Annotated in this window: 23 protein-coding genes; 17 read left to right on the top strand and 6 right to left on the bottom strand. The window is 72.0% G+C overall.

Annotated features, from left to right (window positions below; all coding sequences use genetic code 11):
• The 11 genes from manA to hpf all read left to right on the top strand — a co-directional run bounded on the left by manA (nt 1) and on the right by hpf (nt 12,788).
• Nucleotides 1-1,194: a mannose-6-phosphate isomerase, class I gene (gene manA / locus ACMCNO_RS06920; protein ID WP_412748572.1), complete on the top strand. Its 1,194-nt coding sequence runs from the start codon at nt 1-3 to the stop codon at nt 1,192-1,194.
• A 667-nt stretch (nt 1,195-1,861) separates the two neighbouring features.
• Nucleotides 1,862-2,707, top strand: coding sequence for a helix-turn-helix domain-containing protein (locus ACMCNO_RS06925; RefSeq protein ID WP_412748573.1), 846 nt, complete (start codon nt 1,862-1,864; stop codon nt 2,705-2,707).
• 52 nt (nt 2,708-2,759) lie between these two features.
• Nucleotides 2,760-2,981, top strand: coding sequence for a DUF397 domain-containing protein (locus tag ACMCNO_RS06930; protein ID WP_412748574.1), 222 nt, complete (start codon nt 2,760-2,762; stop codon nt 2,979-2,981).
• A gap of 164 nt (nt 2,982-3,145) precedes the next feature.
• On the top strand, nt 3,146-4,120 hold the full coding sequence (efeU, locus tag ACMCNO_RS06935) for an iron uptake transporter permease EfeU (RefSeq protein ID WP_412748575.1): 975 nt from the start codon (nt 3,146-3,148) through the stop codon (nt 4,118-4,120).
• A gap of 14 nt (nt 4,121-4,134) precedes the next feature.
• Nucleotides 4,135-5,271: an iron uptake system protein EfeO gene (efeO, locus tag ACMCNO_RS06940; RefSeq protein ID WP_412748576.1), complete on the top strand. Its 1,137-nt coding sequence runs from the start codon at nt 4,135-4,137 to the stop codon at nt 5,269-5,271.
• Nucleotides 5,272-5,280: 9 nt separating this feature from the next.
• Entirely contained in the window at nt 5,281-6,561 is a 1,281-nt protein-coding gene (gene efeB, locus ACMCNO_RS06945; protein ID WP_412748577.1) for an iron uptake transporter deferrochelatase/peroxidase subunit, read from the top strand.
• A 67-nt stretch (nt 6,562-6,628) separates the two neighbouring features.
• On the top strand, nt 6,629-7,318 hold the full coding sequence (gene mtrA / locus ACMCNO_RS06950; RefSeq protein WP_412748578.1) for an MtrAB system response regulator MtrA: 690 nt from the start codon (nt 6,629-6,631) through the stop codon (nt 7,316-7,318).
• 150 nt (nt 7,319-7,468) lie between these two features.
• Nucleotides 7,469-9,202, top strand: a complete 1,734-nt coding sequence (mtrB, locus tag ACMCNO_RS06955; RefSeq protein ID WP_412753643.1) for an MtrAB system histidine kinase MtrB — start codon at nt 7,469-7,471, stop codon at nt 9,200-9,202.
• Nucleotides 9,199-11,022, top strand: coding sequence for an LpqB family beta-propeller domain-containing protein (locus ACMCNO_RS06960; RefSeq protein WP_412748579.1), 1,824 nt, complete (start codon nt 9,199-9,201; stop codon nt 11,020-11,022). The genes mtrB and ACMCNO_RS06960 overlap by 4 nt, the downstream gene beginning before the upstream one ends.
• Before the next feature lie 19 nt (nt 11,023-11,041).
• Nucleotides 11,042-11,965, top strand: coding sequence for a ComF family protein (locus ACMCNO_RS06965; RefSeq protein WP_412748580.1), 924 nt, complete (start codon nt 11,042-11,044; stop codon nt 11,963-11,965).
• A gap of 220 nt (nt 11,966-12,185) precedes the next feature.
• Nucleotides 12,186-12,788, top strand: a complete 603-nt coding sequence (hpf, locus tag ACMCNO_RS06970) for a ribosome hibernation-promoting factor, HPF/YfiA family (protein ID WP_412748581.1) — start codon at nt 12,186-12,188, stop codon at nt 12,786-12,788.
• Nucleotides 12,789-12,866: 78 nt separating this feature from the next.
• Here the strand turns inward: hpf and ACMCNO_RS06975 are convergent, their stop codons facing one another.
• Nucleotides 12,867-14,000 (bottom strand): GNAT family N-acetyltransferase, encoded by a 1,134-nt coding sequence (locus ACMCNO_RS06975; RefSeq protein ID WP_412748582.1) that lies wholly within the window; start codon nt 13,998-14,000, stop codon nt 12,867-12,869.
• On the bottom strand, nt 13,997-15,145 hold the full coding sequence (locus ACMCNO_RS06980) for a GNAT family N-acetyltransferase (RefSeq protein WP_412748583.1): 1,149 nt from the start codon (nt 15,143-15,145) through the stop codon (nt 13,997-13,999). Before ACMCNO_RS06980 ends, ACMCNO_RS06975 begins: the two co-directional genes overlap by 4 nt.
• Before the next feature lie 162 nt (nt 15,146-15,307).
• On the opposite strand from ACMCNO_RS06980, the gene secA reads away from it, so the two are divergent.
• Nucleotides 15,308-18,196 (top strand): preprotein translocase subunit SecA, encoded by a 2,889-nt coding sequence (secA, locus tag ACMCNO_RS06985; RefSeq protein ID WP_412748584.1) that lies wholly within the window; start codon nt 15,308-15,310, stop codon nt 18,194-18,196.
• A 91-nt stretch (nt 18,197-18,287) separates the two neighbouring features.
• Here secA and ACMCNO_RS06990 read toward each other — a convergent pair whose 3' ends face one another.
• The 3 genes from ACMCNO_RS06990 to ACMCNO_RS07000 form a co-directional block, all read right to left on the bottom strand.
• Nucleotides 18,288-18,953, bottom strand: coding sequence for an Rv3235 family protein (locus ACMCNO_RS06990; protein WP_412748585.1), 666 nt, complete (start codon nt 18,951-18,953; stop codon nt 18,288-18,290).
• Between the two features lie 200 nt (nt 18,954-19,153).
• Complete coding sequence (locus tag ACMCNO_RS06995) at nt 19,154-19,381, bottom strand: helix-turn-helix domain-containing protein (protein WP_412748586.1); 228 nt, start codon at nt 19,379-19,381, stop codon at nt 19,154-19,156.
• A 30-nt stretch (nt 19,382-19,411) separates the two neighbouring features.
• A complete protein-coding gene (locus ACMCNO_RS07000) occupies nt 19,412-19,891 on the bottom strand; it encodes an Lrp/AsnC family transcriptional regulator (RefSeq protein ID WP_412748587.1) in 480 nt (159 codons plus the stop codon).
• A 93-nt stretch (nt 19,892-19,984) separates the two neighbouring features.
• Between ACMCNO_RS07000 and ACMCNO_RS07005 the strand changes: the two genes are divergently transcribed.
• Entirely contained in the window at nt 19,985-20,419 is a 435-nt protein-coding gene (locus ACMCNO_RS07005) for a rhodanese-like domain-containing protein (protein ID WP_412748588.1), read from the top strand.
• Nucleotides 20,420-20,560: 141 nt separating this feature from the next.
• The gene (locus ACMCNO_RS07010; RefSeq protein WP_412753644.1) at nt 20,561-21,022 is read left to right on the top strand and encodes a DUF6912 family protein; all 462 of its coding nucleotides are present in this window, start codon (nt 20,561-20,563) and stop codon (nt 21,020-21,022) included.
• Here the strand turns inward: ACMCNO_RS07010 and ACMCNO_RS07015 are convergent.
• Nucleotides 21,019-21,957: a hypothetical protein gene (locus ACMCNO_RS07015; protein ID WP_412748589.1), complete on the bottom strand. Its 939-nt coding sequence runs from the start codon at nt 21,955-21,957 to the stop codon at nt 21,019-21,021. The two genes, ACMCNO_RS07010 and ACMCNO_RS07015, sit on opposite strands and share 4 nt — an antisense overlap.
• A 125-nt stretch (nt 21,958-22,082) precedes the next feature.
• Here ACMCNO_RS07015 and pruA point away from each other — a divergent pair, with 125 nt between their 5' ends.
• From pruA to prfB, 3 genes are all read left to right on the top strand, one after another.
• Complete coding sequence (gene pruA, locus ACMCNO_RS07020; RefSeq protein WP_412748590.1) at nt 22,083-23,711, top strand: L-glutamate gamma-semialdehyde dehydrogenase; 1,629 nt, start codon at nt 22,083-22,085, stop codon at nt 23,709-23,711.
• 287 nt (nt 23,712-23,998) lie between these two features.
• The gene (locus tag ACMCNO_RS07025; RefSeq protein WP_412742945.1) at nt 23,999-24,514 is read left to right on the top strand and encodes a PadR family transcriptional regulator; all 516 of its coding nucleotides are present in this window, start codon (nt 23,999-24,001) and stop codon (nt 24,512-24,514) included.
• 90 nt (nt 24,515-24,604) lie between these two features.
• Nucleotides 24,605-25,717 (top strand): peptide chain release factor 2, encoded by a 1,113-nt coding sequence (gene prfB / locus ACMCNO_RS07030; RefSeq protein WP_412748591.1) that lies wholly within the window; start codon nt 24,605-24,607, stop codon nt 25,715-25,717.
• Nucleotides 25,718-25,781: the final 64 nt, after the last annotated feature.

Genomic DNA, 25,781 nt, shown 5'->3' on the forward strand with positions numbered 1-25,781 from the left:
ATGCACATCCTTCCGCTGACCGGCGTGATCCGCCCGTACGCCTGGGGTTCGCGGACGGCCATCGCGGGGCTCCAGGGCCGGCCGGCGCCGACCGACGCCCCCGAGGCCGAGCTGTGGCTCGGCGCGCACCCCGGTGACCCGTCGACCGTCACGGGCCCCCACGGGCCGGCGAGCCTGGCGACCCTGATCGCCGCGGATCCCACGGGTCAGCTCGGCGCGCAGGTGGCGAAGGAGTTCGACGGGCGGCTGCCGTACCTGATGAAGGTGCTGGCCGCGGCCGCGCCGCTGTCGCTGCAGGCGCACCCGGACGCGGCGTACGCCCGGGAGGCGTACGCGCGGCAGCAGGCCGACCCGGATGCGCCGCGGATCTACACGGACCCGCACCACAAGCCCGAGGTGCTGGTCGCGCTGACCACATTCGACGCACTGTGCGGGTTCCGCGCGCCGGACGTGTCCGCGGCCGTGCTGGAGGGGCTGGCGTTGCCGCAGCTGGCGCCGGTGGTGGCCGCGCTGCGGGCCGGCCCGGCGGGTCTGCGCGACGCGGTGCACACGCTGCTGACCTGGCCCGCCGGCGAGCGTCCGGCGCTGATCGAGTCGGTGGTCAGCGCCACCCTGGCGGCCCCCGACGATCATCCGTACGCCCGCGAGTTCGCCCTGGCCGCGGGCCTGGCCGAGCACTACCCGGGCGACCCCGGGGTGCTGGTCTCCCTGTTGCTCAACCACGTCCGGCTCGCACCGGGCGAGGCGATCTGGATGCCGGCCGGGAACCTGCACGCCTACCTCGCGGGCACCGGTGTGGAGATCATGGCCGCCAGCGACAACGTGCTGCGCGGTGGACTGACCCCCAAACGGGTGGACGTGGACGAGCTGCTGCGCGTCCTGCGTTTCGAGGTGCTGGCCGACCCGATGCTGCCCGCGTACGAGGTGGCGCCGGGCGTGCTGACCTGGCGGGTGCCGGTACGTGAGTTCGCGTTGTACCGGGTCACCCTCGACGGCGCCCCGGTGCCCGTGCCGGCGGCCGGCCCGCGCATCGTGCTCGGCGTACGCGGCGCGGTGACCGTCGCGCAGCCGCTCGAGGCGGCGGCATCGCCGGTCGTGCTGACGCCCGGTACGGCGGCGTACGCCCCGGCCACGGCGGGGCCGGTCACGCTCTCCGGCATGGGCGAGGCGTTCGTCGCCACCGCAGCCGAATAGGCGGTTCCGCCCCGGACCACTCCCCGCTGTCGGTGGTGGGCCGAACGTCGCCGTGGGTGCCTGCCCGCCACCGGGCAGGTCGGTCCCGTTGGCGCCGCTCGCGTCGCTGGATCAGCTCGCCCTCGGAAGTCCCCGGAGCCCGCGTCATGGTGCCGGAGGGTCACGGTCAGCGAACGTCGGTCCGACAATCAAATCGGAAATTTCTGGATTTGCTTGACATGGGCGTATGCGGAGTGTGAATCTATAACCACGCAGCGTCATTGGTGATCGGGGGGTCCCACGGACGCGCGCGGTACCAAACCGGGGGGATGAACGGGGCGGTGGGTCACAGACCTGCCGCCTCGTTCGCTGTCCGGGGCCGGGCCGGGGGAGGGCGGACCATGTCGGCGGCGGGTCCGCGGGGACCGTCGGCCCACGCCGCCGCGGCGGTCACCTGTTCGAGTGGAAAAGACGGCATCGAGCCCCGTCCACCGTGGACGGGGCTCGATCTTCTCCGGCGGGCCGGCGGTTGCCGCCACCGGCGCCGCCACCCCGGCTGAAGGGCCGGGGCCCGACCACCATCGGGCCCGTCGATATGTCCATTAGCCCACGCCGGGTCCCGGTCTGCAAGTGCAGAAGGCGATCTGCAAGTTGCGGAACGTTACCAAGAACCCGGTACGGTGATGCCGTGCCGAGGCCGACGACCACCGCTCGCCGTGAACTCGGTGGCGAGTTGCGCCGGCTCCGGGGCGAGCGCCGGGGTGCCTCCGTGGCGGCTGCGCTCGGCTGGTCCGAGTCGAAACTGAGCCGCATCGAGACCGCCCGTACCGGCATCCGCGACGCCGACCTCGATCGCCTCCTGGCCGCATACGGGGTTACCGGGGGTGACCGGATCCGCCTGCACGAGCTGGCCCGGCGCGGCCGGGTCCGGGTCTGGTGGAGCGCGTACCGCTCCGCGGTGCCCGACCCGTACGACGAGTACGTGGCGCTGGAGGCGGAGGCGGCCGTGATCCGCGAGTGGGAGGCCCAGGTGATACCGGGCCTGCTGCAGACCGACGAGTACGCCCGCGCCGTGATCGAGGTCGGCGCGGACCGGACGGATCCGGAGACCGTGCAGCGGCGGGTGGCGCTGCGGATGGCGCGCCAGGCCGTGCTGACCCGCGACGCGCCGCCCCGGCTGTCCGTGGTGCTCGATGAGGCGGTGCTGCACCGGCAGGTCGGTGGCCCGGCTGCCATGCGCCGCCAGCTGCACCGGCTGCACGACGCGTGTGGGCGGCCCGGGATCGAGGTGCGTGTGCTGCCGTTCGCCGCGGGCGCGCACGCGGCCCTGGCCGGATCGTTCATGCTCTTCGAGTTCGGCGTCGTGGGCCGTTCGGAGGTGGCCCACGTCGAGGACGCCACGGGCGGGGTGTTCCGGGACCGCCCCGCCGAGGTGCAGCTGTACCGCAAGTTCTTCGCCGACGTGTGGGAGCGGGCGCTCGACCCCGATGCCAGTCGGGCCCTGGTCGCCCGTACGGGGGAGGAGCTGCAGTGACTGCTCATGCGTTGGGCCGGATGGCTATTCAATGAAAGTCACCGGAAGGGGCATGGCGTTGCAGCAGAACCACGGGACCGCCCCCGCTTGGCGCAAGAGCACGCGCAGCGCGGCGAATGGCCACTGTGTCGAGATCGCCCGGGCGATGGAGGTCGTCCTCGTCCGCGACTCCCGGGATCCCGAGGGGCCGGTGCTGGCCTTCGACACCACCGGCTGGACCGCGTTCCTGGCCGGCGTACGCGCGGGTGAATTCGACCGCCGTCCGGCCGAGTGACCCGGCAGTGGGGGCCGTTCGCCCTGTGACCAGCTGAATAGCCAGGCGACTTGACGCGAGCGCCGCCGCTCCGAGTAAGGTAACCCGAGCCTTAGTTAGGAATGCCTTAGCAAGGTGCTCGCGGCCGATCCCTCGACCGGCGACGCCCCGGAAGTCGGAGTGCCATGCTCGCCACCTACCTCATTGGCCTGCGCGAGGGGTTGGAGGCCACCCTGGTGGTCAGCATCCTCATCGCCTTCCTCGTGAAGTCGCAGCGCAAGGACCGCCTGCCACAGGTCTGGCTCGGCGTCGGCGCGGCGGTCGCCCTCTCCGTCCTGTTTGGCTGGCTGCTCAGCTACACCCAGACCACGCTGCTGCGCGACTACGACGACCGGGAGCTGTTCGAGGCGGTCACCTCGGTCGCCGCGGTCGTCTTCGTCACCTGGATGATCTTCTGGATGCGCCGGGCCGCCCGGGGCATCGCCGGGGACCTGCGCAACAAGCTGCACGACGCGCTCGCGGTCGGCTCCTTCGCCGTACTGATCATGGCCTTCCTCGCGGTGGTCCGCGAGGGGCTCGAGACCTCCATGATCTTCTACGCCGCGGTGCAGGGCGCCGACGTCAACGGCGCCCCGCTGTACGCGCTGCTCGGCGGCATCGCCACGGCGATCGTGATCGGCTACCTGTTGTTCGCGACCGCCGTCCGGATCAACCTCACGGTGTTCTTCACCTGGACCGGCGCCCTGCTCATCCTCGTCGCCGCCGGCATCTTCAAGTACGGCGTGCACGACCTCCAGGAATCCGGTGTGCTGCCCGGCATCGGCACCATCGCCTACCACGCGGCGGGCGTCCTCGACCCGTCCACCTGGTACGCCGCCCTGCTGTCCGGGATGTTCAACATCACCGCCGAGCCGACCGTGCTGGAGGTCGTCGCCTGGTTCGCCTACGGCGTGCCCGTACTGGTGCTGTTCCTCTGGCGGCCACGCCGCGCAGCGCCGGCCCCCGCCACCGCCGAGCCCACGACGTCGGCTTCCGCCCCCGCGGAGCCCACGACGGCGCCGGCCCCCGCGACCGCAGAGCCCACGACGGCGGCCGCCGCGCTGCCCGCGCATTCCGAGCCGCAACCGCAGTCCGCCCCGGCGCCCGCGCCGCAACAGTAGGAGAACCCCGCACCATGCGCACCACCCGTTTCCTCGCCCTCGCCGCCGTCGGCACCCTCACCGGCGGCGCCCTGGCCGCGTGCACCGGCGACAAGACCGACGGTGCCGCCGCGGCCGGTGGCCCGATCACGGTCAAGGCGACCGACTCGGCCTGCGAGCTGGCCCGCACCACGCTCGACGCGGGCACCGCGGTCTTCAAGGTCACGAACTCCGGTGCCAAGGTCACCGAGTTCTACGTCTACGCGGACGGCGACCGGGTGATGGGCGAGGTGGAGAACATCACCCCCGGCCTGTCCCGCGAGCTGCGCGTCGAGCTGCCCGCCGGCACGTACCAGGCGTCGTGCAAGCCGGGCATGGTCGGCCAGGGCATCCGCACCGCGCTGACGGTCTCGGGTTCGGCCGCGCCGCTGGCCGCGGACGCCGCGCTGGCCGCGGCGAGCGCCGACTACTCCCGGTACGTGCAGTCCCAGGCCACCGCACTGGTCGACAAGACGGCCGAGTTCGCCGCCGCGGTCAAGGCGGGCGACGTGGCCAAGGCCAAGGCGCTGTACCCGGTGGCCCGCACGTACTACGAGCGGATCGAGCCGGTGGCCGAGGTCTTCGGCGACCTCGACCCGAAGATCGACGGCCGGGAGGACGGCGCCACCAAGGAACTGCCGTTCACCGGCTTCCACAAGCTGGAGAAGGACCTGTGGGTCGGCGGCGACGTGAGCAAGGACGGCGCCATCGCCGACCAGCTCGACGCGGACGTTCGCGCGATCGCCGCGAAGGCCCAGGCCGAGAAGCTGACCCCGCTGCAGCTCGCGAACGGCGCCAAGGAACTGCTCGACGAGGTCGCCAACGGCAAGATCACGGGCGAGGAGGACCGGTACTCGCACACCGACCTGTGGGACTTCGCGGCCAACGTGGAGGGTTCCAAGGCGGCCGTCGCGGCACTGCGCCCGGCGCTTCTCAAGCGCGACCCGCAGCTCGTGAAGTCCATTGACGAGGGTTTCGCCAAGGTGGACGCCGAGCTGGCCAAGTACCGCGTCGGTGACGGCTGGAAGCTGCACAACCAGCTGTCCGAGGCGGAGCTGAAGGGTCTGTCCGACGCGATCAACGCCCTGGCCGAGCCGATCAGCAAGATCGCCGGCGTCATCGCCGCGAAGTAAGGGAACCCGATGTCTGAGAGCACCGTCAGCCGCCGTCGGGCCATCGCGCTGGCGGGCGCCGGGGTGGCCGGTATCGCCGGGGCCGCCGCGATGGGCGGCGCGGTCGTGCGCACCTGGCAGGCCGACGGGGCCGCGGCCGGTGCCCCCGCCGCGGACGCGATCGCCTTCACCGGGGCGCACCAGGCCGGCATCGTCACCCCCGCCCAGGACCGGCTGCACTTCGTGGCGTTCGACGTCGTCACCAAGGACCGGGCCCGCCTGGTGCAGATGCTCAAGGACTGGACCGCGGCCGCGGCCCGGATGACCGCCGGGCGCGACGCCGGGGAGGCCGGTGCGGTCGGCGGCATCCTGGAGGCGCCACCGGACGACACCGGCGAGGCGATCGGGCTGCCGCCGTCCGGGCTGACCCTGACGGTGGGCTTCGGGCCGACGCTGTTTCGCGACGCCGCGGGCAAGGACCGGTTCGGCATCGCGGCGCAGCGGCCCGCCGCGCTGGTGGACCTGCCGCATTTCCAGGGCGACCTGATCGAGGAGCCCATCTCCGGCGGCGACATCTGCGTGCAGGCGTGCGCCAACGACCCCCAGGTGGCGGTGCACGCCATCCGTAACCTGGCGCGGATCGGGATGGGCGTGGTCACGGTGCGGTGGTCGCAGCTGGGCTTCGGCCGTACCTCGTCCACCACCAAGGACCAGGCCACCCCGCGCAACATGTTCGGCTTCAAGGACGGTACGGCCAACCTGAAGGCCGAGGAGACCGACCTGTTGCGCGACCACCTGTGGGTGCAGCCCGGCGACGGGCCCGCCTGGATGACCGGCGGCGCGTACGTGGTGACCCGCAAGATCCGCATGCTCATCGAGACCTGGGACCGGACCTCGCTCGGCGAGCAGGAGGACATCATCGGCCGGACCAAGGGCAGCGGAGCGCCGCTGGGCCGGGCCGACGAGTTCGACGAACCCGACCTGGAGGCCAAGCGGCCCGACGGGGAGCCGGTCATCGCGATCGACTCGCACGTACGGCTGGCCCACCCCACGGTCAACTCCGGGGCCCGTCTGCTTCGCCGCGGGTACAACTTCGTCGACGGTTCCGATGGCCTTGGCCGGCTCAACGCCGGTCTGTTCTTCATCGGCTATCAGCGCGACCCGCGCACCGCGTTCGTCCCGGTCCAGCAGAATCTCGCGCGACACGACCACATGAACGAGTACATCCGGCACGTGTCGAGCGGTATCTTCGCCTGTCCACCCGGCGTCAGCGGTGCCGGCGACTACTGGGGGAGCGCCCTCTTCGCGTGAGGCCGGGTGGAAAGATCGCCTGGGGCGCTTCCACCGGAACCGGAGAGGCAGTGCAATATTGGACCGCATGAGAGCCCGGGTACTGGTGGTCGATGACGACCCCGCGCTGGCCGAGATGCTCGGCATCGTGCTGCGCAGCGAAGGATTTCTGCCCTCGTTCGTGGCCGACGGCGAGCGCGCCCTGTCCGCCTTTCGGGAGAACCGGCCGGACATCGTCCTGCTCGACCTCATGTTGCCCGGGATGAGCGGCATCGACGTGGCGCGGGCCATCCGCGGGGAATCGGGCATCCCGATCGTCATGCTGACCGCCAAGAGCGACACGGTCGACGTCGTGCTGGGCCTGGAGTCCGGCGCGGACGACTACGTCGTCAAGCCGTTCAAGCCGAAGGAGCTGGTGGCCCGGATGCGGGCCCGGCTGCGCCGGGGCGAGGACGCCGCACCGGAGATGCTCACCATCGGGCCGCCCGGCAACCAGATCACCATCGACGTGCCCGCGCACACGGTCACCCGCGACGGCGACGAGGTGAAGCTGACCCCGCTGGAGTTCGACCTGCTGGTCGCGCTCGCCCGCAAGCCGCGCCAGGTGTTCACGCGCGAGGTGCTGCTGGAGCAGGTGTGGGGCTACCGGCACGCGGCGGACACCCGGCTGGTCAACGTGCACGTGCAGCGGCTGCGCGCCAAGATCGAGCCCGACCCGGAGCGCCCGGAGATCATCCTGACCGTGCGCGGCGTCGGCTACAAGGCCGGCACCGGGTAGGCCCGAAGATCGGCGGGCCCGAAGATCGGCAGGTAAGACACAGGCGGGACTGCCAGGCGGACACCGGACAGCCCGTCCACAGGCGGGCACCGGCCGGTTACCCGACCCGCTAACCTTGGCCGGGAGATGCGCGCTCCGTCCTGGCTCCCCATGCCCGTCCGCCGCCTGCTGCGGCTGGTGCGGCGCTACTGGCATGCCCTCGTGCGGCGGGCCCGCCGCACCGCGGCGCCCGCCCGCCGCGCGTGGCGGCGTTCCCTGCAGGCCCGGGTCATCACCATCACCCTAGTCGCCTCCAGCCTGCTCGTCGGCGGCTTCGGCTGGTTCGTCGCGGACCGCAGCGCCAAGATCCTGCTCAATCGCGCGCAGGACGAGGTCGAGGCACAGATGCGCACGAAGGTGGATTACGCGTTCCATCAGCTCACGGTGCACCGGCAGGTCTTCGACCCGAAGCTGCCCTCGACGATGCGCGCCACGGTCGACCACCTGGCCGACGGCAACCCGGCCGAGAACGGCGGCGCCATCGTCACGCTGCGCGCCGCGGAGTACCCCGACCTCAAGCCGGTCAGCTCGACCAACGTCGACCTCTCGCAGTTGATCACCCCGGGGCTGGTCAAGGCCGTGGCCGGGCGCGGCGGCGAGTATCAGCAGATCCGTACGGCCGAGGTCGGCGGGGTGCAGACGAAGTTCCTGGTGTCCGGCTCCCCGGTGCCGACCAGCTTCGGCCACGTCGAGCTGTACTACCTGGTCCCGCTCACCACGGAGGACCGCGCGGCCAACCAGATCCGCACCACGGTGCTGGTCACCGGGCTGACCCTGGTGCTGCTGCTGGGCATCGTCGCGGCCCTGGTGACCCGGCTGGTGGTGACCCCCGTCCGGGACGCCGCGCGGACCGCCCAGCGGCTTTCCGCCGGCCTGCTGGATCAGCGCATGAAGGTGTCGGGCGAGGATGAGCTGGCGCTCCTGGCCGCGTCGTTCAACCAGATGGCGGCCAACCTGCAGCGGCAGATCGTCCGGCTGGAGGAGATGTCCCGGCTCCAGCGGCGGTTCACCTCCGACGTGTCGCACGAGCTGCGCACCCCGCTGACCACCGTACGGATGGCCGCCGACCTGATCTTCACCGAGCGCGAGGAGTTCGACCCGGCCGTGGCGCGCAGCGCCGAGCTGCTCCAGGCGGAGCTGGACCGGTTCGAGAGCCTGCTCACCGACCTGCTGGAGATCAGCCGTTTCGACGCCGGCTTCGCCGCCCTGGACGCCGAGCACGCCGACCTCGTGCCGATCGTGCAGCGGGTCACCGAGCGGCTCAGCGGGCTCGCCGAGCGGGTCGGCGTGACGATCGAGGTGCGCCTGCCGGACAGCCCCGTGATCGCCGAGGTGGATCCGCGCCGGGTCGAGCGGATCCTGCGCAACCTCGTCGGCAACGCCGTCGAGCACGGCGAGGGCAAGCCGGTCGAGGTGACGCTCGCCTGCGACGACGCGGCCGTGGCGGTGACCGTCCGCGACTACGGGGTGGGGCTCAAGCCGGGGGAGGAGCGGCTGGTGTTCAACCGGTTCTGGCGCGCCGACCCCTCCCGGGCCCGCCAGACCGGCGGCACCGGCCTCGGCCTGTCCATCAGCGTCGAGGACGCGCGGCTGCACGGCGGCTGGCTGGAGGCGTGGGGCAGCCAGGGTGGCGGCGCCCAGTTCCGCCTCACCCTGCCCGTACGCTCCGGGGACCGGCTGGTGGCCGCGCCGCTGCCGCTGATCCCCCGCGACCGCGAGCCGGTGCCGGAGGCGGCGGACTCGCCCGGGGCTTCGCCGGTGTCGGAGGCGGGCTCGCCCACGGTGGACTCCGGCGAGGCGTCCGGCCCGGCCACCGCCGGCGACCCGGCGGGGGTGGCCGGATGAGGCGGCTACGGCGTCCGCTGCACCTGCTGCTGACCGGCGTGGCGCTGGCCGCACTCGGGCTCGGCGGCTGCGGCATCCCGGACAACAGCCCCGTGCTCCCGATCGGGCCGGGCCCGTCCACCGGCACGTCGTCGGGCAACGACATCCCGCCCACCCGCAACGACCGCGAGGCCACTCTCGACAAGGCGCAGTTCGTGCAGTATTATCTGCAGGCCGCCGCGGGGGTCTTCGACGACGCCACGAACCGGGTACGGCAGTTCCTGCCCCCGGTCTCCTCGGCTGCCTTCAAGCCGTCACCGGACATCCACGTGGTCCGCCAGATCGAGAAGCCGCTGGTCAACCCGGGCAGCGACAACGTGACCGTCAAGGTGCAGCAGCTCGGTGTGCTGGGCCGCAACGGCATCCTCGAGCCCACCCCGAACGAGCCGGTCGTCGAACACCACCTCGTGGTCGGCACCCTTGCGGGCCAGTCCGGGCTGTTCATGCAGAAGGCGCCGCCGCAGCTGCTGATCAGCGACGAAGCGTTCACGAACTTCTACGTCCAGCGGACGATCTACTTCTGGAACACCGAGCGCACCGGCCTCGTCCCGGACGTCCGCTACATGCCGCTGAGCGTGCCCAGCGAGCAGCAGCCCACGGAGATCCTCCGGTGGCTCACCGCCGGGCCCGCCCCATGGCTCACCGACGCGGTCGACCCGCTGCCCGACGGCACCGCCGCGATCGGCAACGTGCCCGCGGTCAGCAACGACAAGCTGCAGATCAACCTCAGCGAGCAGGCGGTGCCGCAGGACGACTCGCGCGCGCTGGACCGGCTCCGGCGGCAGCTGATGTGGTCGCTGCGGCCGAACCTGCCCAGGGTGCTCGAACTCCGCATCGGCCACGGCGATCCCATCGACTACACCGACATGGACTACCTGGCCAGCAACTTCGCGTACCGGCTGGCGGACCGGCCGGAGCGCTTCGTCGTGTACGACGGGCGCATCCGGCGGCTGTCCGGTTCCGCAGCAGCCACGGAGCCGGTGCCCGTACTGGCCGCGGCGGACAACCGCAACGTCCGGACCGCGGCGATCAGCACGTCGACCAGTGACACCTATGCCGCCGTGGTGGTCGGCGAGACCGGCGGCAAGCAGAGCCTGAAGGTGGGCGTCGGCCGGATCGGCGGGCAGGCTCCGCTGCGCCGGGTCGCCCTGCCCAGCCCGCTCGGCCACCCGTCGTGGGCGGTGACCCCGGACCAGCGGTCCAGCGACGCGTTCGGCCTGATCCCGGCGGGTGGCTCGGTGTACGCCTTCACCGCCGCGGGCGGGGCGTCGCGGCGCATAGACGTCTCGATCGACGCGGGCCCCGTCACGGCGGTGGCCGTCGCCCCGGACGCGCACCGGGTCGCATTTGTGGCGGGCGGACGGCTCTACGTCACCGTGCTGGCGACCGGTGGAGAGGTGCTGCAGCTCAGCGCCCCGCGGCAGATCCGTACGCCGCTACTCAACGTAACCGCGGTGGACTGGAGTGGCGAGGGCTGGCTCGCGGTGGCCGGAGTCCGGGCGGACACCAAGCGGGTGGCGGTCATGGACGTGTCGATCGACGGCGTCCTGGAGTACGACCGGCTACAGGACCTCGGTACGGAGCCGGTCAGCTACCTGACGGCCTACCCGGCGAACCCGGCGACCGGCCGGGTCACCTCCAACTCCGTCAGCTACGTGCAGAACGGCATCGCGTACGACGCCCTGTTCGAGGCGGTCAAGATCACCGTGGCGAATCTCGCCGAGCCGGTGCAGAACCCGTCTCCCGGAGTCGTGCCCACGGCCCCGTTCTTCCTCGGCTGACGTGCCCGCAAGCGGCAGCATGCCCCCGCGTGACCGCACCATCCGGCCCCCGCACCGCACCATCCAGCAAGCCCCCGGTCCGGCGAACGTGCCGCGTGCTGTCGGGCGCGGTGCGGCCGGGCTGGAGCTGCTGGCGGGGCTGGCGGATCTGGTCCTGCCCACGGCCTGCGCCGGGTGCGGCGCGGAGCGGGTGCCGCTGCGGCTGGGCGCCTGCGCGCAATGCGTGGTCGCGCTGGAGGCGCTGACCCCGTACCCGGCCGTACCCGTGCCGCCGCCACGGGGCATGCCCCCGTGTACCGCGGTCGGCCCGTACGCCGGGCCCCTGCGCGGCGCGCTGCTGGCGTACAAGGAGCGGGGCCGGCACCGGCTGGCCCGCCCGCTCGGCGCCCTGCTGGCGGGCGCGGTCGCCGCCGCGGCGGTCCGGGCGGGCGCCGCCGCCGGGGCGCCACTGCTGCTCGTGCCGGTGCCGTCGACCGCGGCCGCAGCCCGGCGGCGGCACGGGGATCATCTGGCGCGCCTGGCCAGGCACGCGGTGCACCGCCTGCGCGCCGCCGGTTGGCACGCCGAGCTGGCCCGGCCGTTGCGCGCCGCGCCCCGGCCCGATTCGGCGGGTCTGGGGGCGGACGCCCGGGCCGCCGTGGCTGAGAGTTCGCTGCGAATCAAGGGGACCCGGATCGGCATTTCGCCGCGGCGACCGACGATGAGAGGCACGCTTGTGGTGGTGGACGACATCGTCACCACGGGCGCCACGCTCGCCGCGGTGGCAACTCGGCTCACGGAGGCGAACATGCAGGTTGCGGGCGCTGCGGTGCTGGCCGCGACGCAGCTGCGCCGGGCGGTTCCGGGCAGCGATCGGAGCTCGCACCGGCCGGCCGCGAACCGGGCCCAAAGTCCCGACGCGCTTCCCCGAACGAGGGGTGACTGGGGCGCATCCGCACGTTAGCGTCTTGATGACGAGGGTAAGTGGCACGAATTACCCGCCACCGGAAGCCGGCGTCGCGCGACCGACCTGCCGCTTCGGAAAGGAGTCGTCTTCCCGCCATTGGCCCGGCCCCTGCCGGATTCCCGTGAACCCGGCGCCGCCGCAGCCAACACCGCGTCGCAGTACGGCGCCCCCGGCACCGCCGGGCGCCCGCAGAACGAAACGTTGGGGGAGGTCACGAGTGGACATTGTCGTCAAGGGCCGCAACGTAGAGGTTCCGGACCATTACCGGGTGCACGTTAGTGACAAGCTGAGCAAGGTCGAACGCTACGACCACAAGTTGATCCGGACCGACGTAGAGCTGTTCCATGAGCGCAATCCGCGGCAATCCGACAACTGCCAGCGCGTCGAGATCACCGTGGTGACCCGAGGCCCGGTCATTCGGGCCGAGGCGACCGCCAAGGACTTCTACGCCGCCTTGGACGTAGCGATCAACAAGCTCGACGCTCGGCTCCGGCGTGCCGCCGACCGCCGCCGCGTGCATCGCGGCCGCCGCGCCCCGGTCTCGGTAGCCGCCGCCACGGCGGGTCTGCCGACCGACCTACCGGACGTGGAGGCGAGTGAGGACGCGCTGGCCGAGCACGACGACAACCGCCCATACCGCATCGTCCGCCACAAGGAACACCCCGCGGATCCGATGACCGTCGACGATGCGCTGTTCCAGATGGAACTCGTCGGACACGACTTCTATCTCTTCCACGACAAGGAAAGCGGCCGGCCCAGCGTCGTCTACCGGCGCCGCGGGTACGACTACGGCATCCTCAGCCTGGAATCCACGCCCTGAGTGGGCCTGCCGGCCGGTGCGCGAGCCGAATCGCCCGTGCGCCGGCCGTCGATCGCCCGCCGCGTCATCGCGGCCGGCTCACCGGTCGAGGCCGGCCGCCTCCCGGACCAGGTCCTCCGCCAGCAGCGCGAACTGCACGTCGTCGCTGCGGCGGCCGTCCACCCCGGGCAGCCGCGAGCGCAGGAACGCCTCCCGCTGGAAGCCGGCCTTCTCCAGCACCCGCTGAGAACCGGCGTTGTCCGGCAGGGTCCCCGCGACCAGCCGCGCGATGCCGGTTTCCGCGAACGCCCACAACGCCAGCAACTGCACCGCCCGGGTCTGGTGACCGCGCCCGCGGAACGCCGGGAGCATGCTGTAGCCGATCATCGCCTGTCCGGTGACGGGCTCCTGGTAGAACAGTCCCAAACTGCCCGCCGGGGCGCCGCTGGCCGTGTCGACGACCACCAGGTCCGCGCGGTCGCCGTTGAGCCAGTGCGCCGGAGCCCGCGCGCACCGGCGGCGGATCTCCTCCGAGCCGGGGGGCACCGGCGGCACGATGGTGGCCACCACGTCCGGCAGCGTGTGCAGCTCCGTGTAGAAGCCGATGTCGTCGCCGGTCAGCGGGCGCAGCGTGACCACCCCGTCGGTCAGTTCCCCGCCCGGCAGGTCCGGCAGCAGCCGCTCGGTCGGCCCCGGCGGATCGTCGGCCAGCCGCCCGTACGCCAGCAGGTCGTCCCGGCCGCCGTCGCGGTTGGCGGCGGCACCGCGGCGTACGCCCTCACGGCGGAACCCGGTCGCCAGGGCGACCCGCTGGCTGGCCGCGTTCTCCCAGTGGGTGAGCAGCTCCAGCCGCGCCACGGCGGCCGTGAATGCGTGGCCGGTCAGCGCCCGCACCGCGGCGGTCGCCACCCCGCGGCCACGGGCGTGCGGCGCCACCCAGTAGCCCAGCTCGGCCTGCTGCCGGGCAGGCACCACGCTCACCAGCCCCACCCCGCCGAGCAGCCGGTCCGAGGCCGGGTCGGCGATCGCGTACGCGCAGCCGCCGAGCGCGAACGCCTCCGGCGCCGCCGTACGGATGAAGGATTCGGCGTGGCGGCGCTCGAAGGGCGCGGGCAGCGACGGCATGAATCGCTGGGTGAGTGGGTCCGCCAGGCCCGCCGCGACCGCGTCGAGGTCGTCCGGGCGGTAGCCGCGCAGCCGGATGGCATCCCCCTCGATCGTCGGCACGATCATGCGGCGCCTCTCTTCCCCGTCGTCGCGACCGGCAGCAGGGCCGCGACCCAGCAGTCGTGGCGGCCGTCATCGCGGCCCAGCCCGGCCTGGGCGACCCCCTCGATGGTGAAGCCGGCCTTTTCGGCGACCCGCCGGGACCCAGGATTGCCCAGTTCGGCGCGCCATTCGAGGCGGCGCAGCCCGAGTGCGGCGAAACTCCACGCGGACACGGCACGCAGGGCCTCGGTGGCGTAGCCGCGGCCCCGGGCGTCCGGCGCGACGACGCAGCCGATCTCTCCCACGGCCGGGTCGGCGCACCGTACCCGGACGTCGATCGTGCCGGCGCAGGCGTCGTCGCGGTCCGCAACCGCGAAGACCGCCTCCTCGCCGCGCGCCCACAGCGCTGGCACATCCGTACGAACGTACTCGGCGAGCCGGGCCGGCCGGGATGACCCGCCGAACCAGCGGATCGAGTCGGGGTCGGCCATCGTCCCGGCCAGGCCGGGCACGTCCCGCTCGGCCGGCGGGCGCAGCGTGACCGGACCGGCCGGCAGCGTCGGCGGCGGGCGGCCGAACGCGTACGCGGTGCGCCGCACCCAGTCCGGCACCTCCCAGCCGGGCGGGGTGAGCTGGCCCGGCAGCAGCCAGCCGAACCACTCGTCGACGCGGGCGCCGTCGCGCGGGCGCCGGTGCGCCGGGACGACGCCCGCCACGGTGAACCCGAGCCGCAGGCCGGTCAGGCGGGAGGCGTGGTTGCCGACCGCGGCGCGCCAGTCGACGCGGGCCAGCCCGAGCCGGTGGAATCCCCACTCCAGCAGGGCCCGCCCGGCCCGCTCGGTGACCCGGTGCCCGCGCGCCCAGGGGGCGGACCAGTACCCGATCTCCGCGGTGTGAGCCTCGGGGTCGACGCTGTGCAGGACCACCGAGCCGACCAGTGCACCGGTCGCGGCGGCGGTGACCGCGCCGCCGTACGCCCTGCCGTCGGCCAGCCCCGCGGTGGCGAGGTCGATGAACTCCCGCGCGTCGGCCAGCGTGTACGGCACCGGTGAGCTGTTGGACCAGCGGGAGATCTCGGCGTCGTCCCGGGCGCGGACGAGCTCCCCGGCGTCGGAGGCGCGGAACGCGCGCACCACCAGGTCGCCGGCGTGCAGCTCGAACGGGGCCACTGGGCCATCCTGCCGGACGGTCCCGGGCGCCGGTGTGCGCTGTCAGCGAACGACCGGCCGTGTTTCGCCACGTTTGCACGGTTAACGGGAGGCTCGGGTCACGGACCGCGGCGGGAGGTGCCTACGATGGGGGGCGCAGACTGGTCTAGGGAGAGTTGGCCCGTGTCGATATTGGAAAAGGTCCTCCGTGCCGGTGAAGGACGCATGGTGCGCCGGCTCAAGGCGATCGCGGACGCCGTCAACTCGATCGAGGACGACTACGTCGACCTGAGCGACGACGAGCTGCGGGAGCTGACGGAGCAGTTCAAGCAGCGCTACGAGGACGGGGAGTCGCTGGACTCCCTGCTGCCCGAGGCGTTCGCGACGGCCCGCGAGGGCGCCCGCCGGGTGCTCGGCCAGCGGGCGTACGACGTGCAGATCATGGGTGCGGCGGCGCTGCACTTCGGCAACATCCCGGAGATGAAGACCGGTGAGGGCAAGACCCTGACCGGCGTCTTCCCGGCGTATCTGAACGCGCTGTCCGGCAAGGGCGTGCACATCATCACGGTGAACGACTACCTGGCCCAGCGCGACGCCGAGTGGGTCGGCCGGGTGCATGTGTTCCTCGGGCTGACGGTCGGCGTGATCCTGCCGAACCGGCCCGCTGCGGAGCACCGCGCCGCCTACCAGTGCGACATCACGTACGGGACGAACAACGAGTTCGGCTTCGACTACCTGCGCGACAACATGGCGTGGTCCCGGGACGAACTGGTGCAGCGGGGCCACAACTTCGCGATCGTCGACGAGGTGGACTCCATCCTCATCGACGAGGCCCGGACCCCGCTGATCATCTCCGGCCCGGCCGAGATGTCCGCCCGGTGGTACGGCGAGTTCGCCTCGATCGTCAAGCGCCTGGAGAAGGGCAAGGAGGGCGGCGGCGACTACGAGGTCGACGAGGCCAAGCGGACGGTCGCGATCACGGAGCGCGGCGTCGCCCGGGTCGAGGACCGCCTCGGCATCGACAACCTGTACGAGTCGGTGAACACCCCGCTGGTCGGCTACCTGAACAACGCGATCAAGGCCAAGGAGCTGTACAAGCGCGATAAGGACTACATCGTCACGAACGAGGGTGAAGTCCTGATCGTCGACGAGTTCACCGGCCGCATCCTGCACGGGCGCCGCTACAACGAGGGCATGCACCAGGCCATCGAGGCCAAGGAGGGTGTCGAGGTCAAGCAGGAGAACCAGACCCTGGCCACGATCACCCTGCAGAACTACTTCCGCCTCTACGACAAGCTGGGCGGCATGACCGGTACGGCGCAGACCGAGGCCGGCGAGTTCAACAAGGTCTACAAGGTCGGCGTCGTGACCATCCCGACGCACCGTCCCATGGTCCGTATCGACCACCCGGACGTCATCTACAAGACCGAGAAGGCCAAGTTCACCGCGGTTGTCGAGGACATCGCCGAGCGGCACGACACGGGCCAGCCGGTGCTCGTGGGCACGGTGTCGGTGGAGAACTCCGAGATCCTGTCGCAGCTGCTGCGCCGCCGCGGCATCCCGCACAGCGTGCTGAACGCGAAGTTCCACGCCCAGGAGGCGACGATCATCGCCCAGGCGGGCCGCAAGGGCGCGGTCACGGTCGCCACCAACATGGCCGGTCGCGGTACGGACATCCTGCTCGGCGGAAACCCGGAGTTCCTGGCCTCGACCGAGCTGCACCAGCGTGGCCTGGACCCGGTGGAGAGCCCCGAGGAGTACGCGAAGGCGCTCGAAGAGGTCATGCCCGCCTGGAAGGAAGCGTGCGAGGCGGAGGCCGCCGAGGTGACCGCCGCCGGCGGCCTGTACGTGCTGGGCACGGAGCGGCACGACTCCCGGCGCATCGACAACCAGCTCCGCGGCCGTTCCGGCCGTCAGGGCGACCCGGGCGAGTCCCGGTTCTACCTGTCCCTGCAGGACGACCTCATGAAGCGGTTCCGGGCCGGTGCGGTCGAGGCCGTGATGGAGCGGTTCAACATCCCGGAGGACGTGCCCATCGAGTCGAAGATGGTCACCCGGCAGATCCGCAGCGCGCAGACGCAGATCGAGGCGCAGAACGCGGAGATCCGCAAGAACGTCCTCAAGTACGACGAGGTGATGAACAAGCAGCGCCAGGTCATCTACGCCGAGCGCCTGCGGGTGCTCAACGGCGAGGACATGCACGACCAGGCCCGGCACATGATCGACGACACGGTCTCCGACTACGTCCACGCCGCCACCTCCGAGGGCTACGCCGAGGACTGGGACCTCGATCAGCTGTGGACGAACCTCAAGCGGCTGTACCCCGTCGGCCGCACGATCGACGACATCGTCGAGGAGTCCGGCGGTGAGCGCCACGCCCTCGACCAGGAGTTCCTCGTCGAGCAGCTCAAGCAGGACGCTCAGCGCGCGTACGACGCGCGGGAGGAGGAGCTCGGGCCGGAGGCGGTGCGCGAGCTGGAGCGCCAGGTCCTGCTGGCGGTCATCGACCGCAAGTGGCGTGAGCACCTGTACGAGATGGACTACCTGCAGGAGGGCATCAGCCTGCGGGCCTACGCCCAGCGCGACCCGGTGGTCGAGTACCAGCGCGAGGGCTTCGACATGTTCGCCCAGATGATGGACGGCATCAAGGAGGAGGCGGTCGGCTTCCTGTTCAACCTGGAGGTCCAGGTCGAGGAGCAGCCGACGGTCACGGTGGACCCGAGCCAGGCCGTACCGCTGCCGGGCAGCGCTGCCGCCGAGGGCGACGGGCAGGTCGAGGTGCGGGCCAAGGGCCTCGGTGGGGGCAACCGCCCGCAGCACCTGCAGTACACCTCGCCCGCCATCGACGGGGAGGCCGGTGCGGGGATGCCGGTGGTGCAGGAGGACAACGCTCCCGCCCTGGGCATCGGCGGATCGCCCGTGCCCGCCAGCCCCGCGCACACCGCGGCAGCCCGTGGTGCGCGAGGCTCCGGCCACGCCGAGGCCAGCAGCGGCCCGTCGCGCAACGCGCCCTGCTACTGCGGCTCGGGCAAGAAGTACAAGCGCTGTCACGGTGCGCCTGGCGCGGTCTGACCGCTTGGATGATCGACGGCCCGCAGGAATCCTGCGGGCCGTCGTCGTCCCTCGGGGATGAACCGGGGTGGTCATCCTGCGCCGGGTGACCTCAGACCAGCTGCAGGGTCGTGGCCAGCCATGCGTGGTCGTGCAGTTCCAGGCGGAGCGCCAATGCCCAGGTCCGGCCGCCGGTGACGAGCAGGACCGTTGCCTCCACGGCGCCGGGCCGCGGCTCGCACAGGCGCAGGCGTAGCACCGCCGCCGGCGCGGCCCCGCGCCCGCGCCGATCGGTGGTGCGGCGGGAGCCGGCCCGGCGCAGTTCCGCCACCCGGTGCACTCCGGTGACCGCTTGCGCGACCACGCGGGCGGCCTGCGCCGCAAGCGTCAGGCGGCGCAGGTGCGCGGGCGGACGGTACCCGTTGAGCACCTCGACGAACGCACTCACGAACCGGTGCACCGCCACCCGCGCATCCCCGGACACGCCGCGGGTAGCGGCCCCGGCGTCGGACCCGGTCCGCGTGGCGGCCGTCGCGCCGCAGCCGGTGTCCCCGCCCTGGCCGGCGGCCGTGCCGCTGCCGCTGGCCGTGCCGCTGCCGCTGGCCGTGCCCCTGCCGCTGGCCGTGCCCCTGCCGCTGGCCGCGGCCGCGCGGGGGTTTGCGGCGGTCCCGGCGGCGGTGCGTCCTGGACGGTCGGGCCACCGGAAGGCCGGCTGGTGCGTGGGCGCCCAGATCGACGGGTCCAGCTCGTCGTCGAACGGGGGATCGCAGGGCGGCACGGGGCGGATCCGGATCGGCGGCCTGGGACCCCTTGGTGCCACCTCGACCGTCGTCACACCGCCACCGCCCATCCCGTTGAATGGAGGCGAATCCCTGCGTTTGCTTTCGTTTGCCTCCGCTGACTGAGTGTGCCGGGAGGCATGCGCACGCGTCAATGCCCAATGTGGAGCGGAGTGTGGTGTGGTCTGGCGGGAACCTGTCAGTCGGCTTCGCGTTCGATCAGCGGGTTCTGCTGCACCCAGTCAGCCGTCTCGGCGTACTTGCGCTGGATGTAGTCCTCCAGCTTCGCGCGCTCGACCCGCCACTGACCCCGTCCACCGATCTTGATCGCGGGCAGCTCACCGCTGCGGACCATGTGATAGACCTGCGAGTCCGAGACGTTGAGTTCGGTGGCCACGTCGGACAGCAGTAGGAACCTGGCCTCCACGCGCCTCTCCCGGCTCGATGACGATGGGCCTCAGTCTGCCACCGGTCCGGGTGCGACTGTGGGGGCGGTGACCGCGCGACCCGGCAGCGGGCTGGAGTACACGACGCTCGTGGTGACCGAGCCGAGCCCGGCGATCCGCCCGGTGACCTCCTCCAGGTGCCGCATGGACCGCGCGAGGACCTTGAGGACGAAACAGTCCTCCCCGGTGACGTGATGCGCCTCGATGATCTCCGGGGTGCTGTCCAGCAGCGCGTGGAACGGCCGGTAGTTGCCCGTGGGATACCGCAGCCGGACCAACGCCATGATCGTCAAGCCGACGCGGGCCGGATCGACGGCCGCCCGGTAGCCGGTGATCACCCCGGTCTCCTCGAGCCGGCGGACCCGCTCGGCCACCGCGCTGGGAGACATGGCCACGATCCGGGCCAGGTCGGCGTAGCTGGCCCGGCCGTCGGCCTGCAACGCCTCGATGATTCGCCAGTCGGTGCGATCCAGTGTTGATTCCACGGCCATCAGTTAATGATACCGGTGAAGCAACGGCCGATCCGGAGTCCCGCCATTGAAGGGCACTGCCACCTGTGCGTCGTGCTCCGTACCGTCGTGGTCATGAACATCGACCCGCAACGTGCCGCCGCCCTGTTCGCCGAGCGCCTGGCCACCCAGACCGACGCCTCCGACGTGCACGCCGCCCTGACCTCCGGCGAACCCGGATTCGTCCTGATCGACGCCCGCGGCCCGCAGGCCTGGGCGCAGGGCCACATCCCGGGGGCGCTGCACCTTCCGCACGCCGAGATCCCCGCCCGTGCGCCCGGCCTGCTCGACCCGGCGGTGCCGGTGGTGGCCTACTGCTGGGGGCCGGGCTGCAACGGCGCCACCCGGGCGGCCCTCGCCCTGTCCCTGCTCGGGTACGCCGCCCGCGAGATGATCGGCGGCGTCGAGTACTGGGCCCGGGAGGGTTTCGCGCTGCGCGGCGCCGACGGCGACGCGACCCGCCCGCCGGACCCGCTGGTCGCGCCCGCGGCAGCAAGCTGCGGGTGTTGATCGCCACGATCGGGACACGCCTGGTGGGTTGTCCTTCCGCCGCGGCCGTCGGCGGTGTACTACAGGGACGGTTCCGACCACAGGGGGAGCAGAGTGCCGATCACCGATCTGGTCCGGGTTTACGTGCCGGCGACCGTGCCGATGCTGGCCGCGCTGCGCGCGTCGGGCCGCCTCGGCGACGGCCCGATGGCCGCGCACGCGGTCACCCCGGCGCTGCGCGAGTGGTACGCCGAGGGCGACGAGGAGGAACTGGAGTACGTGGCGTTCACCCGTGCCGCCCAGGGCGCCCTTCACCTGCTGCGGCAGGACACGGACGCGCCCCGGCGCCGGGTGGTCGTCTCGGCGGACGTGCCGTCGGCCGCGCTGGTGCGCGAGGACGTCGAACTCGGCTCGAGCGAGGTACGCCTGCAAGAGCCCGTGACGCTGACCGACATCGCGTCCATCCATGTGGACGGCGCGGACGCGATGGCGGAGGTCGCCGCGGCGGCGGAGGTGGTGGACGAGGCGCTCGCGGGCGACCCGGACGCGCAGTTCACCGTGGACGGCGCCGAGGACCACGAACTCGAGTGGTACGCCGTCTCCGAGCTGGACGAGCTGATCTAGGACGAGCCGCCGGGGGCCGCCGCCGCGGGGGCGTCCGCGCCGTCCGGTGCGGGCCCGAGGGTGCGGCCGAGCAGGATGATGGCGCTGATCGCCCCGACGAACAGGACGATCAGGGCGTTGTTGAGCCGGGCGCCGCTGAGCATCCGCTGCACGGTCAGCTCCAGCTCGCTGACCCGCCCGGCGAGCTCGAGCACCCGGGCCCCCGCGGTCCGGGCCAGAACCTCGGTGAGCGCCAGGAGCAGGCCGGGCCCGGCGCCCGCGAGGGCGTACATCGGCCAGCGCAGCTGTCCGGCGGCGCGGCGCAGCACGAGGAACGACACGCACCCCGCGGCGAGGCCGCCCAGCACGGACTGGGTGAGCGAGAACCACCCGGCGGCCGAGGTCTGGGAGGCGGAACTGCCGCCCGCGCCGAACAGGTCGAGCAGCGGGACCTGCGCGACGTTGAGCGCGAAGCCGACCGCGAAGACCGCGATGGCGGCCCAGCACGCGGCGGCGACCACCCGGGGCTCGCGGAAGCCGGCCAGCGCGCCGCCGATCGTGGCGGCGGCCGCCACGGTGCCGCCGGCCACGGCGTATACCCAGCCGGCGGTGTTGATCGTGATGATCGCGACCGCGCCGAGCGCGCCCAGCACCAGCCCCGTTCCGATGGTGACCGCGAAGCGGGCGCCCGCACCGAGGGCGCGGCGGGCCACCAGGCCCAGCACCGCGAGGGCACCGGCGGCGCCCGCGACCAGAGCGGCGGAGACGATCCCGGGCAGCGCGTACGCGGTGGCGACCACCTCGGTCTCGGCGTCGGCCCGCCCGGTGATGGTGGCGCGGGCCGACCACAGCATCGCGGCCATCCAGAGCAGGCCCACCGCGGCCAGGGCAATCCCGGCGAACGGCGCGCGTTCGCCCGATCCGGCGGAAACGGCCGTGTCCTGCTGCGATGTCATGCCGGTCAGGGTACGCGCGACCGACTGAGCGCCGGTTCCGGCCGTGCAAGGATGGATCCGAGTCGGCCGCAGACCCCCTGAGCCGGATACCCCCAGAGCCGGAGACCCCGGAGAAGGAGTGCGAGATGGACGCCCAGCTTTCCGTGCCCGAGCCACGGAACGAGCCGGTCCGCAGCTATGCCCCCGGCAGCGCCGAGCGGGCTTCGTTGCAGGCGCGCGTGGACGCCATGCGGGGCGAGCGCGTCGAGCTGACCATGACGATCGACGGCAAGCAGTCGATGGGCTCCGGTCCCGAGATCGAGGTGGTCCAGCCGCACCGCCGCCACCACGTGCTCGGGGTGCTCGGCAACGCGGACCGCTCCGACGCGGCCGCGGCCGTCGCGGCGGCGAAGCGGGCCGCCCCCGGCTGGCGGGCCCTGCCGTACTCCGAGCGGGCCGCGGTCTTCCTGCGCGCCGCGGAGCTGCTGGCCGGTGGCTGGCGCGACACCCTGAACGCCGCGACGATCCTCGGCCAGTCGAAGTCCGCGTTGCAGGCGGAGATCGATGCGGCCTGCGAGCTGATCGACTTCCTGCGCTTCAACGCCGCGTTCGGCCAGCAGGCCCTCGCGGAGCAGCCGCAGTCGTCCCCGGGGATCTGGAACCGGTTCGACCACCGGCCGCTCGAGGGCTTCGTCTACGCGATCACCCCGTTCAACTTCACCGCGATCGCGGGCAACCTGCCGGCCGCGCCCGCGCTGATGGGCAACACGGTGATTTGGAAGCCGTCGCCCACGCAGCAGCTGTCGGCGCACTACACGATGCGGCTGTTCGAGGCGGCCGGGCTGCCCCCGGGCGTGATCAACCTGGTCACCGGCGACGGCCTGGCGGTCTCCGACGTGGTGCTGGCCGACCCCGATCTGGCGGGCATCCACTTCACCGGCTCGACCGCGACGTTCCGGCACCTGTGGCGCGAGGTGGGCAGCAACATCGACCGCTACCGGTCGTACCCGCGGCTGGTCGGCGAGACCGGCGGCAAGGACTTCGTGTTCGCACACGCCAGCGCGGACGCGGACGCCCTGCACACCGCGCTGCTGCGCGGCGCGTACGAGTACCAGGGGCAGAAGTGCTCCGCGGCGTCGCGGGCGTACGTACCGCGCTCGATCTGGGAGGGCGGCCTGCGGGACCGGCTGGCGGCCTCGGCGGCCTCCATCACGTACGGTGACGTCACCGACCTGTCCACGTTCGGCGGTGCCGTGATCGACGGGCGCGCCTTCGCCAAGCACGCGGCCGCGCTGGACCGGATCAAGAACAGCGCGGCCTGCACCGTGCTGGCCGGGGGTACGGCCGACGACAGCGAGGGCTGGTTCGTCTCCCCGACGCTGGTGGAGTGCACCGACCCCACCCACGAGGTGTTCACCACGGAGTACTTCGGCCCGATCCTCGGGGTGTACGTGTACGAGGACGGTGCGGAGGAGGCGACGATCGCGCAGGCGGACGCGGCCTCGCCGTACGCGCTGACCGGGTCGGTCTTCGCCACCGACCGGGCTGCGATCGACCGGATCGGGGCGGCGCTGCGCTTCACCGCGGGCAACTTCTACATCAACGACAAGCCGACCGGCGCGGTGGTGGGGCAGCAGCCGTTCGGCGGCGCCCGGGGCAGCGGCACGAACGACAAGGCGGGCTCGATCCTGAACCTGCTGCGCTGGGTGTCCCCGCGCACGATCAAGGAGACCTTCGAGCCGCCGACGGACTGGCGCTACCCGCATATGGGGTGATTGTCCGGTAATGGGGCCGTTGCGCTATTTATCGTGACGGCCCCACCCGCCGGAAGGGAGTTCGGCCGGAGATTTCGGTGGGTTTGTTGCCGTTGTCGACGACGATCGCCGTCTGACCGTTTTCCTGAGCCATCTTACCAGGCCACAGGGCTGGCCATGAGGAAAACGCCTGGTACAGACCCTCCTGGTCGGACTGTCTGTGCGGGACAGTCGTTTGTGGAGACGCAAAATGGACGGATCGGGCGAAATCCTGGACGCCGGAGCAACAAAGTGGCAGCTTAGAAGGCATGCCCGACTCTCAGATCAATCCCACGGCTGCCGCTCTGCTCGGCCTGCTACACGAGGGGCCGATGACCGGCGGACAGCTCATGGCGGCTGCCGAACGCCGCCTCGGGCCCTACTGGTCGATGACGCGGAGCCAGGTCTACCGCGAACTGCCCGTGCTGGCCGAGATGGGGTACGTCCGCCTCGGCAAGCCCGGGCCACGGTCCAGCCAGCCCTATGCCCTCACCGCCTCCGGCAAGCGCGCCTTCACCCGGTGGCTCGCCGAGTCTCCCGGCCGCGACGCGATCCGCAACCCGGTTGCCCTCCGCGTGGCGTTCGGTGAGCAGAGCTCCGGTAACCAGCTCAAGAGCCTCTACGTCGGCGCCAACGAGTACCACTCGGAGGCCCTGGCGATGGCCCGTGAGCAGGCCAAGGAGGCCAAGAAGGCCGGCGACCAGTACGGAGCCGCCGCGCTGGAGTTCGCGGTCGCCTATCACAAGGCAGCCCTGAGTTGGCTCAAGGCCGCGCCAGCCACATAACGCGATACGGACGCCGCCGCACCTGCCGGATGGTGCAGCACCGTGCCGCCCGGCAGGGAAAGCCGCCGGGCGGCGCGTAGTCTTTCTGTCGTGAGTGCATCCGACTATCCCGAACAGCTCAAGGCCCTCGACGCCACCCTGCGCAACATCGAGAACGTCCTCGACGTCGACAGGCTGCGCCGGGACAAGGCGGAGCTGGAGGAGCAGGCGTCCGCGCCGGACCTGTGGGACGACCAGGCCCGCGCCCAGGAGGTCAACTCCCGCCTGTCGTACGTCTCCGGGGAGATCTCCCGGCTGGAGAAGCTGCGCACCCGCCTCGACGACGCCGGCCTGCTGCTGGAGCTGGGTGAGGCGGAGGGCGACGCTGCGTCGATCGCGGAGGTCGGCGACGAGATCGTGGCCCTCACCAAGTCCATCGACGAGATGGAGGTCCGGACCCTGCTCTCCGGGGAGTACGACTCCCGGGAGGCGGTCGTGGCCATCCGGGCGGGTGCGGGCGGCGTGGACGCGGCGGACTTCGCCGAGATGCTGCTGCGGATGTACCTGCGGTGGGCCGAGCGGCGCGGCTACCCCACCGAGGTCTACGACACCTCGTACGCCGAGGAGGCCGGGCTCAAGTCCGCCACGTTCGCGGTCAAGGTGCCATACGCTTTCGGGACGTTGAGCGTCGAATCGGGCACCCACCGGCTGGTGCGGATCAGCCCCTTCGACAACCAGGGGCGGCGGCAGACCAGCTTCGCCGGCGTCGAGGTGATGCCGGTGGTGGAGCAGACCGACCATATCGACATCCCGGAGAACGAGATCCGGGTCGACGTCTACCGTTCGTCGGGGCCTGGTGGACAGAGCGTGAACACGACCGACTCCGCGGTGCGACTCACCCACGTCCCGACCGGCATCGTCGTCACGTGCCAGAACGAGAAGTCGCAGCTGCAGAACAAGGCGTCCGCGATGCGGGTGCTGCAGGCCCGCCTGCTGGAGCGTAAGCGCCAGGAGGAGGAGGCGAAGATGGCCGGCCTCAAGCAGGACACCACCGGCTCCTGGGGCGACCAGATGCGGTCATACGTGCTGCATCCGTACCAAATGGTCAAGGATTTGCGGACCGAGCAGGAGACCGGCAACCCCTCCGCGGTCTTCGACGGGGAGATCGACGAGTTCATCGAGGCGGGCATCCGCTGGCGCAAGCAGAAGCAGCTCGCGGGCTGACCTGATCGGCCGTTCGGCGGGGCCCCGGTGATCGCCGGGGCAAAATTACCGGCCCCGGGCCGCT

The organism is Krasilnikovia sp. M28-CT-15 (assembly GCF_047159595.1).
In the GTDB taxonomy this organism is placed as follows: Bacteria; Actinomycetota; Actinomycetes; order Mycobacteriales; family Micromonosporaceae; genus Actinoplanes.

Coding starts and splice junctions, on each gene's coding strand:
- mtrA (WP_412748578.1), top strand. CDS start 6,629: ATGAGAGCCCGGGTACTGGTGGTCGATGACGACCCCGCGCTGGCCGAG.
- efeU (WP_412748575.1), top strand. CDS start 3,146: ATGCTCGCCACCTACCTCATTGGCCTGCGCGAGGGGTTGGAGGCCACC.
- ACMCNO_RS07015 (WP_412748589.1), bottom strand. CDS start 21,957: ATGACATCGCAGCAGGACACGGCCGTTTCCGCCGGATCGGGCGAACGC.
- ACMCNO_RS06975 (WP_412748582.1), bottom strand. CDS start 14,000: ATGATCGTGCCGACGATCGAGGGGGATGCCATCCGGCTGCGCGGCTAC.
- ACMCNO_RS07025 (WP_412742945.1), top strand. CDS start 23,999: ATGCCCGACTCTCAGATCAATCCCACGGCTGCCGCTCTGCTCGGCCTG.
- ACMCNO_RS07005 (WP_412748588.1), top strand. CDS start 19,985: ATGAACATCGACCCGCAACGTGCCGCCGCCCTGTTCGCCGAGCGCCTG.
- ACMCNO_RS06965 (WP_412748580.1), top strand. CDS start 11,042: ATGCCCCCGCGTGACCGCACCATCCGGCCCCCGCACCGCACCATCCAG.
- ACMCNO_RS06930 (WP_412748574.1), top strand. CDS start 2,760: ATGGCGTTGCAGCAGAACCACGGGACCGCCCCCGCTTGGCGCAAGAGC.
- mtrB (WP_412753643.1), top strand. CDS start 7,469: ATGCCCGTCCGCCGCCTGCTGCGGCTGGTGCGGCGCTACTGGCATGCC.
- ACMCNO_RS06960 (WP_412748579.1), top strand. CDS start 9,199: ATGAGGCGGCTACGGCGTCCGCTGCACCTGCTGCTGACCGGCGTGGCG.
- efeB (WP_412748577.1), top strand. CDS start 5,281: ATGTCTGAGAGCACCGTCAGCCGCCGTCGGGCCATCGCGCTGGCGGGC.
- ACMCNO_RS07010 (WP_412753644.1), top strand. CDS start 20,561: ATGCTGGCCGCGCTGCGCGCGTCGGGCCGCCTCGGCGACGGCCCGATG.
- manA (WP_412748572.1), top strand. CDS start 1: ATGCACATCCTTCCGCTGACCGGCGTGATCCGCCCGTACGCCTGGGGT.
- efeO (WP_412748576.1), top strand. CDS start 4,135: ATGCGCACCACCCGTTTCCTCGCCCTCGCCGCCGTCGGCACCCTCACC.
- pruA (WP_412748590.1), top strand. CDS start 22,083: ATGGACGCCCAGCTTTCCGTGCCCGAGCCACGGAACGAGCCGGTCCGC.
- ACMCNO_RS07000 (WP_412748587.1), bottom strand. CDS start 19,891: ATGGCCGTGGAATCAACACTGGATCGCACCGACTGGCGAATCATCGAG.